Source organism: Corynebacterium sp. c7Ub_26 (assembly GCF_053760365.1).
In genome coordinates, this window is record NZ_JBSNBL010000007.1 from 56,543 (window position 1) to 65,204 (window position 8,662).

Consider the following 8,662-nt stretch of genomic DNA (forward strand, 5'->3'; position numbering starts at 1 on the left):
GCAATTGATCACATTCCGGCATATACCCACGCTGTTTTCTACCCACCAGATCCCCGCGCGGTGGGTTAGTGATTACCGCGAGGCAGATTAGTACAGAGCGCACATGGTTTTACTAGGGTATGGCTATGCCATCTTTGTCGTCGATGTGGTCGCATGCCAGTGATTTGACGTCGATGCGCAAGTTTTCTTCCCGTACGCCACGGGAAAAGCGGATCGATAACACATTTTTCCTGCTCGCAGGTTTAGCTGCCATCTGGTTAGCGGGGGAATACTTCAAACTTAGCTTCGTTTTAGACTTTCGGTTGCTATTGATTATCCCTGCGTGGGGTGTGATTGCGTACCTCACACCCCCCCGGCTTCATCGAATTTTGACGCGGATTTACGTCCCCAACTACTTCATCGGGCGCACTCGGACTTCGGATGGGCTTCTGGGCGATCCGGTTAATATCGCGTTCGACGGCACTGCCGAGCAGCTCCACCGCTCGATGACTGAAGCGGGCTGGACGGTGGCAGATCCGGTGACGTTTCGGTCGTCGGCAAAAATTGTCTGGAGCTCCATCACTCGCGCGTCCTATCCCGCGGCGCCGGTGAGTCCGCTGATCCTCTTCGATCGTGAGCAAGACCTCGCCTACCAGCAGGAAGTGGATGGTTCTCCCTCCCGACGACACCACATTCGGCTCTGGCGATGCCCCAAAGACTGGCCGCTTCCCGGTGGTCACCGCGTGGACTGGGTGGGCTCCGCCAGCTACGACACAGCCGTCGGCGTTAGCTTTTTCACCTTACAAGTAACCCACCGCATTGCTGCCGATATTGATAGGGAACGCGATCACGTCGTATCGACGGTTCGTTCTTATGTCCCCGAGAGTTCGGTATCCATGATTGAGGATTTCTCGACGGGCTATCACCATGTCAACGGCGGCGGCGACAAAATACATACCGATGGGGATCTTCCCATTGTCGACGTCAGTAGGGTCGGGTTACACTCTGGTCCACACGGTGACGACGGTGCTAGTGCGGAGGAAACGTCCGAGGAGCTGCCCGATGATATCGGGGCGGATGCTTCGTCGGATATTACCGATTCTGAAAACGCCGAGGCACGGAAAGCCACAGCAGGAAACGCCGTCGAGGAAAGCAGTGATACTGAGCCACTCACGGCACGCGGCTCGGACAATGTGGACTCGACGATCAACGGAACCCGCTACACTGGCCGGGCGTCCACGCACTATGACGACGACATTTCCGATGAGGAGCGTGCTGCCCGGCGTCCAAAGAATGCGCAACGCACACCGAGGCCACCGAACCTGATGCTGTCCATGGGGATGCTGTTCCTCGTCGTCGCGTGGCAAAGCGTCGTCCTGCTATACAAAGCAGACCAGCACCGTTTTATCCCCGGCGCCTTGCAGGACATGGGTTTCAGCCACCACACCGCCTACGTCGCAACGCAGTGGTACGTCGGCTTACTAACGTTAGGCACTCTGATTTTGGTTCTGCTCACGCTCGGCGGTTTTACTCACGCACGCGACGCTCTAATGTTGTTCCTCACCATAGCCATCGTGATCTCAATCCTTGATCGCAATGGAATGCGCATGATCGCAGCTGGTCACAACAACCTACTGCTCACAACAGCAACCATTATTGCCCTGCTAGCCCTATCTTCCGACGACGTTCGCAACTGGATACGTGGCCACGAACCAGCCGCCGTGTGGGGGCCGGTGAGAAAAATCCATCTTCCGATTGATGATCATTCGCGGTAGGCTCACCAACAATTATGGTGCCACGGTGCCTTGTAACTAGCGCCATACCACTGCTCTACCGGCACCATGTCAGTGGTTTCACCAGCATTACCGTATTATGGTGACGCTGAAGCTGTTATGTCGGAGTCCACGACATCGTGTAACAGGGCCACATACCGCCGATGTATGCGCTGCCCTTAACCTTGCATGGCAGGCAACACCATCGTTCATGCGCTGCTACGCGGAGTCAGAAAGGTTGATATGCCGAAGTCAAAGGTAACTGAGTCCTCAGAGTCGAGGCCTGCGTCGTCATCGACGTCTACCCGTACCCCCGTCAAGCTCAACAATGCGTCCACCCCGCTGTGGTACCGCATCATCATGTTCGGCTTCATCATTGCTGGGCTCCTATGGCTGGTGGTCAACTACATCGCTGGGCCACAAATCCCGTTCATGCAGGACCTGAATGCATGGAACTACGCCATCGGTTTCGGGCTTTTCGTCGTCGGACTTTTAATGACTATGGGATGGAAATAAGCACAACTGTGTGACGGGCTCATCGCAGCATTCCAGATGCCCCTGAATCGATGGGTGCAAGGCCGCGAAGGGTCCACATTTCTTTGTCGCCGCTGCGGCGACGGTGGAATCGCATCTGCCACTCGGGGGGAATGTCGCAGTGCCAAAAAGCGTCGGGCGGGGCGTCCAGGGCATGGACGAGTAGTGCGCGCCCCAGCGATTGGTCGCTTACCGTGACGTATTCCCCTGGCTCTAGCCCGTCAGCCCAGGCCGCCACGCGATCGATATAAGTGCGTAGGGATTCCCCTTCATGTCCGACGTAGTCCGGGTTTTTCCTCCACTGCGCAATCTTCAATGGCGATACGAGGGGCAAAGGCTTTCCCGCCCACTCCCCTACATCCCAGGGGCCAGGGTTGCCCACGAAAACGCGCGATGAGGTGGATTTGGCCACGTCTTCCGTGCCCGAACCCGCGTCGTTAATATCACTGAATTCCTCGTAACGACGCAGCGTATGCCGGTACTCTGCCCACCGAACTGTGTCTTCTGACGACGCGAACCGCGGCAGATGTGCGTTCGCGAGCGGTGCCGAGACAACGATGAGCCGCACCACGCGGATGGTCGTGTGGCCCTGCCGATGAAAACGCCTCATACTAAGGATTATCCCACTGAGAGCGTCCCACCACGAGGCGGCCTTTTCATTGATGCATCGTATACCCTGGCCAATTATGGGTGTGGAACGGCCACCCGTGTAAACGGACTTCTCTCGTAGTCTCGATGGATCGGCAACCGATCCGGGTGTTCCACAAGCACGGGTAACCCACCCGTTGGGCATAGGGCGTTCTACTTTGTCGAAATACCTCATTATCTCCAGAGGCCATAAAGGCTGGCTGGAAGGCATAAGCAAAGCCAGGGCCGTGATCGTACGGATCCTCGCCCTGGCTTTGAAATATGGGCCTTTGGCTGGCCACTTAGCAGCTTTATTCGATTTGATCGAGAAGCTCTGCTAAGAGGGGTTTGCCCCGAGTAGGTCATCGTGTAGCAGCACGGTGGCCTACTTTTTAAACCACCACCATACGGTGGTGCTACTTCTCACAATAAGGTCTTCGTCGTTTGTCTGCAAGCTATGTTGGCGCCTAAATAACTGTGTACCGGCCGGTATCGGAACAGACAGGTCACAAATCCCGATGAACCCACAGATATACCGGTACACACGACATATCTACCAATATGACAACGCGTAGCTACGTATTGCACTACATAGCTACGCGGAACGGTTGTGAGGTCTAAATTTAGGCTGCGACTTTTTCTTTTTCAGCCTGAAGGGCGGCCTTATTAATAGCCTTCTTCGACACCAAGGCCGTGCCAAATCCAATCACACCCCAGAGGATGCATTGGGCCATGAATGAGTAGAGACGGTAATAATACAAATCATCCGCTGGGAACCCTGGATACACAATCTTCCCATCCGAGTCTCTCAGGGGAAGAGGTGTCTCGGAATTATGTCGACCAAGTTCATCAATGTTGGCCTGCAGGTGCCCCAAGGGTGGAAGTAACCGGCTAAACGCGTACATTATGACTGCAAAAACAACTGCGGAGATGAGGAAAGCAACCCATGAATCCATGCGCGCGGACAGAACCTTGTGCAGGAAAACAACCCCGATCATGACGACCACAGACGCGACAATCATCGTGAGGAAAAGCCACGTGCGCTGTTTAATCGTATCCGGGTTACCGACAGCCGGCGGATTCGACGGGTACTTCAAGCATGGCACGACATAGAGGCAGGCAAACATCGCGGCTGCAACCCCAATAGCCGCGCCCCGGATGTTGGTCGGCTTGGCGTATCGGAGGTAAAGGCTGAACACTACCGCGTATAGCAAGCCTAGGGCTAGCCCCATAAGGACCATGCCAGTACCGATACCCACGGTCGATTGAATTGTGCGGCTGAACAGTTCAGTCTCATCGCCACCAGTGGCGATACCAGCGGCTTTATCGAGGGCTTCTTGGGCTTCGTCACGTCCACTTTCATAATCAATGGCCCGACCGGTGATTGGCTCCGCCCACAGCCTGGCGAAAATGAACGACAAAAGTCCGGCAAGTAAACCGAAACCCCCGCAACGTAGAACGAATTGGCGTTCCATTTTTAACTCCAAATACGGGCGTCCACCAAGGCAAACTGGTGATGACGCGAAGATTAGTGGCAGGGGAATCCCAAGAAGTGGCGGGAATCGTGTACCCACTCATGAATGTGCATGTCGTTACCAAAGACACTGGTAGCCCCCTGGTCAATACCAACGAAGTAGTACACCAACAGGCCAATAACCAATGCAGAGAATAACCACACAAATGACGAAGGAACATCGATGGCTTCTGCAAGCGAACGTGCCGACGTGCGAGATGCGGAGGTTGGCTGAGCGGCATGAAGTGATGAATCAGTCATAAAGAACACTTCCTCTTCCGGAAAAAATGTGTATTCCTACGCGAGTGTAGACCTCAATACTGAAAGTGAAGAAACGCCCTGGCATACGAGACCACGCGCCTGCCTGGGCGTTCCCTTATGGAGTAACAACACTAGATGAAAAGAATTATCCTAGTTTGAGAAATTTGTGATGGGCGTGAACTAATCTCCGCCTACTTTCACAAGAGAAAAATATAAATCAGCCAACAGCAGCAACTCCTTTTGATATGACGCGTAACAAAGAAAGTAAATACAAAACGCGAGTATCTGGCTGCTTCGTTAGGCACAATCACAAACTGAAGTTTTCACCCCAGCGGATCCAATAATTGGGCTGTCTCTTCCTGGAACGACCAGGTTGACCAGGCGTACTACCCAACCGCTAACGAAGTCACAGTGGCGCGACCGCCCCGGATTCTCACCGGGTTCCTCATCGTCTTGTACATACCAACTCTAGACCCTATCCCCGCCTTTTGGTAACCCAGATGCTAATTTTCACCGGTAAACCCACCCAATTCGAACAATTACCCCGGGATCGTGCCCGTCGGGATCAGATGCTCCAGCGCTCTTGAAGGTGCAGTGCCCTCAAACACCAAAAGCGGAGTGAACCTGTGCGATGTAAACCACCATCGCTCCACAACCGACCACAAACACAGCTACCGACGCTGACAGTCGCGCGATAAGCCTTCGCTGCAACCCACCGGCACCCATCATGGGGCCTCCAGCACCACCGAGCAATGAGGCGCCATTCGACATCGAGCCAACACCGTGCGCCATACCCGCAGTGCCTAGACCAGCAGCGACGAACCGTCCCACGCGTCGGCCCGGCCCGCGAATACCGGTCACAATCTGTGCTCCGTAGATCGCGATGGCCATCAGGGCACCCGTCAGCAATCCCCCAATGTGCCCCCACAAGGAGATGCCCGGAGTGATTAGTGAATACCCCAAGTTCACCACAATGAGGACGATAAGCGCTCTCATCTGCGGTTTATTGTTCAGATACATGCCTGCGGCGACGGCCATCAGGCCATAGATCACTCCGGATGCCCCCACGGTCAGGGACAGGGGGTCGCGCCACTGGATCATGGCGGCTGACCCGTAGCTTGTGCCCGCAAAGATGATCGCCATCGCCAGCGAACCGTAGGTACGCTCGATGCCGACCCCGAACACCCACAGCATCACCCCATGGAACAAGAGATGCGTCAAACCGGAGTGGAGAAAACTGAAAGTCAGACCACGGAGGAGAGCTTCGTTGTCGGGCGTCAGCGCGGGTAGATACAGCCACCAGGACGCCGCTAAGGACGATTCATGCGTGTTGCCCTCGAGGGACCCGGATTGCACAACGGTCACCAGGTACACAACGATGCAGGCAATCAGCGCGCCCGAGGTCACAGGGGTTTGGCGAATCGTCCGTGTCAGCACGTCATCACACGTTACACGTACCAACGCAGTACACGTACCGGAACGCTACAGGTACTGACACGGTCACCGCGTTACTCGTCGTCAATCGTCGTTAATTGTCGGTACTAAATAGATTGCCGACAACACACAGCCGGCGGCTCAATCTAGCCGGCGGGACAAACTAGTTCTCGACGATCTCCACGGAGTCAATCACGATGTCGTCCAGCGGACGGTCGAAGCGATCTGTCTTCGTTTCCGCGATCGTGTCGACGACCTTCTGAGAATCCGCATCGGTGACCTCACCAAAAATGGTGTGGTGGTTGTTCAGGTGCGGCGTCGGTGCGACGGTGATGAAGAACTGGGAACCGTTGGTACCCGGGCCGGCATTCGCCATGGCCAACAAGTACGGGCGGTCAAACTGCAGTTCAGGGTGAAATTCGTCACCAAAGCGGTAACCGGGGCCACCCCGGCCTGTGCCAGTCGGATCCCCACCCTGGATCATGAAACCGTCGATGACGCGGTGGAAAATTGCACCATCGTAGAACGGGCCCTCTTCTCCACCCGAAGCATTGCGCTCCGAGTAATCCTTCGTGCCCTTAGCCAACCCGACAAAATTATCGACGGTCTGGGGAGCATGATTACCGAAGAGGTCGATAGAAATATCGCCGCGATTAGTGTGCAAAATCGCGGTTGCTGTCTTCTGCGTACTCACGACACTCATTGTACGTAGTTACTAGACGAACCGCCCCCTCACCCCACTACAGTAGTAAAAGACACGTTATAAAGATCCGCCCCTGACCAAGAAACCGGTAAGGAACCACTAAGGAAGAACCATGAACTCCTCGGACACAACCATGTTTTTGCGCGCGGCACGCAACCTCTCCGATGCCCGCAAACAGCGAAAAGACAATAAGGAAGCTCGCGACTTCGACCCCGTCGAGCGGCTTGTTGAATACGCAAAAGCGAAGGAATCCAACCCCGGGAAACCGCGTGGTCAGGGCGATAACGGTAAGGTAGATAAGAACGCCAACGATTCGTCGTCTGATAATTCCTCCGAGGCTAAGGGGAAGAAGGACAAGAAATCGTCCTCCCAAAGCTCATCCAAGGAGAACTCGGCCATGTCAAAGAAGAAGTCCACTCTGGAGCAGCTGCGCGCTTCAGCAAACCCCACTGCCGTGGCTGTCGTTGATCGCATCCGCGAAGAGAGCGAACGCGCTTATGACCTTGCATCCGACAAAGCGGATAAAGCTGGCAAGAAGTTAAATAAGGCCCGCGCCAAGGCAGAGAAGAAGGCTAAGAAAGTTCAGAAGAAGGCGGATAAGAAGGCCTCCAAGGCCCGCAAGCAGAACGCTAAGAAGGCCGATGCTCTTCAGAAGCGCGCTGAGGCTTTCCAGAAGAAGGCCGCAGAGTTCGCGGATAAGGCCACCGATAAGGCCAGCGAGTTCGCGGACAAGGCTTCAGACAAAGCGAGCGAGTTCGCCGGAAAAGCCCAGGACACCGCGTCCGACGTGCGGGGCAAAACTGCAGAGACCGCCAGCAATGTTGCGGCCGCTGCATCGAACAACCTGCCTGATTCCGTCAGCGATCGTCTGCCCGATTCCGTGACCGATTCACTGGATCAAGCGGCTGGGAAGAAGACCAAGCGCAGCAAGAAGCCTTTATTTATCGTCCTGTTCGTTGCACTCGTTGCCGGCGGGTGGGCAACGTACAAGTCCCGGTCCTCCAAGAACGTATCGACGGAACCGCCGAAGAACAACGACGAACCCCGCTTGGTGTACAAGACGGAAACCCCGACGTCGAACTCCTCTGCCGACAGCAAAGAGGACAAAGTGGAGGATGCCAAGGAGAAGGCAGCCGACGCTAAGGACGACGCTCAGGCCGCAGCGGCTGAGAAGGCCGACCAGGCCAAGGAGAAGACCGACGAGGTTAAGAAAGCTGCCCAGAGCAAGGCTGAGGAGCTGAAGGACGCCGCCAAGGACAAGTCGGAGGACCTGAAGGCTGCTGCTTCCGACGTTGCCGATCGGGCTGCGGATAAAGCCGAGCAGGCTAAAGCTGATGCCAAGGACGCCGCTTCCCGCGCCGACGACAAGGCCGACGAGGTTAAGAAAGCCGCTCAGGATAAGGCGGAAGACCTGAAGAAGGAAGCTAAGGACGTCAAGGCTCAGGCGGAGAAGAAGGCCAAGGACGCTAAGAAGTCTGACGGCAAGAAGTCCGCTCCCAAGAACAGTGCGACGAAGAACAGCGCTCCTCAGGCGCCGAGTGCTAAGGCTAAAGCTGGTAAAGGCTCCGCTGGCAAGGGCAATGCGTCCACGCACAACGGTGGCAAGAAGCCCAGCGCGCCGAAGAACAACGGTGGCCAGAAGAAGGGCAACAATGGTAAGGGCAACTCCCAGAATGGAGCCGGCCGCCACGCCCTGAAGGACGACACGAAATAGGGCTATCTTCACGGTCGGGTCCAACCCCGATCCAATGCCCGATCTAACCCCCGATCCACCGTCTAGGAAGCTTTCCTAGGTGGTCGGGTTCCCGCCATATCGCTCCGGCGTATGGCGGGTTTTTG

General features: G+C 55.7%; 8 protein-coding genes and 1 riboswitch. Of the genes, 3 read left to right on the forward strand and 5 right to left on the reverse strand.

What is annotated here, in order from left to right; translation table 11 throughout:
• Positions 1-119 precede the first annotated feature (119 nt).
• On the forward strand, positions 120-1,754 hold the full coding sequence (locus ACWORE_RS10325; protein ID WP_455303741.1) for an LssY C-terminal domain-containing protein: 1,635 nt from the start codon (positions 120-122) through the stop codon (positions 1,752-1,754).
• Between the two features lie 240 nt (positions 1,755-1,994).
• Entirely contained in the window at positions 1,995-2,267 is a 273-nt protein-coding gene (gene crgA / locus ACWORE_RS10330) for a cell division protein CrgA (protein WP_012730727.1), read from the forward strand.
• A gap of 19 nt (positions 2,268-2,286) precedes the next feature.
• Here the strand turns inward: crgA and ACWORE_RS10335 are convergent, their stop codons facing one another.
• The 5 genes from ACWORE_RS10335 to ACWORE_RS10355 all read right to left on the reverse strand — a co-directional run bounded on the left by ACWORE_RS10335 (position 2,287) and on the right by ACWORE_RS10355 (position 6,823).
• The gene (locus tag ACWORE_RS10335) at positions 2,287-2,895 is read right to left on the reverse strand and encodes a histidine phosphatase family protein (RefSeq protein WP_455303742.1); all 609 of its coding nucleotides are present in this window, start codon (positions 2,893-2,895) and stop codon (positions 2,287-2,289) included.
• Between the two features lie 640 nt (positions 2,896-3,535).
• Positions 3,536-4,387: a CbtA family protein gene (locus ACWORE_RS10340; protein ID WP_406605333.1), complete on the reverse strand. Its 852-nt coding sequence runs from the start codon at positions 4,385-4,387 to the stop codon at positions 3,536-3,538.
• A gap of 53 nt (positions 4,388-4,440) precedes the next feature.
• Entirely contained in the window at positions 4,441-4,686 is a 246-nt protein-coding gene (locus ACWORE_RS10345) for a CbtB domain-containing protein (RefSeq protein ID WP_296138643.1), read from the reverse strand.
• A 259-nt stretch (positions 4,687-4,945) separates the two neighbouring features.
• Positions 4,946-5,179, reverse strand: a riboswitch (cobalamin riboswitch).
• Between the two features lie 107 nt (positions 5,180-5,286).
• On the reverse strand, positions 5,287-6,123 hold the full coding sequence (locus ACWORE_RS10350; RefSeq protein ID WP_455303743.1) for a rhomboid family intramembrane serine protease: 837 nt from the start codon (positions 6,121-6,123) through the stop codon (positions 5,287-5,289).
• Between the two features lie 160 nt (positions 6,124-6,283).
• Complete coding sequence (locus tag ACWORE_RS10355; protein ID WP_012730722.1) at positions 6,284-6,823, reverse strand: peptidylprolyl isomerase; 540 nt, start codon at positions 6,821-6,823, stop codon at positions 6,284-6,286.
• A gap of 112 nt (positions 6,824-6,935) precedes the next feature.
• On the opposite strand from ACWORE_RS10355, the gene ACWORE_RS10360 reads away from it, so the two are divergent.
• Entirely contained in the window at positions 6,936-8,537 is a 1,602-nt protein-coding gene (locus ACWORE_RS10360) for a hypothetical protein (RefSeq protein ID WP_455303744.1), read from the forward strand.
• The last annotated feature ends 125 nt before the right edge of the window (positions 8,538-8,662 follow it).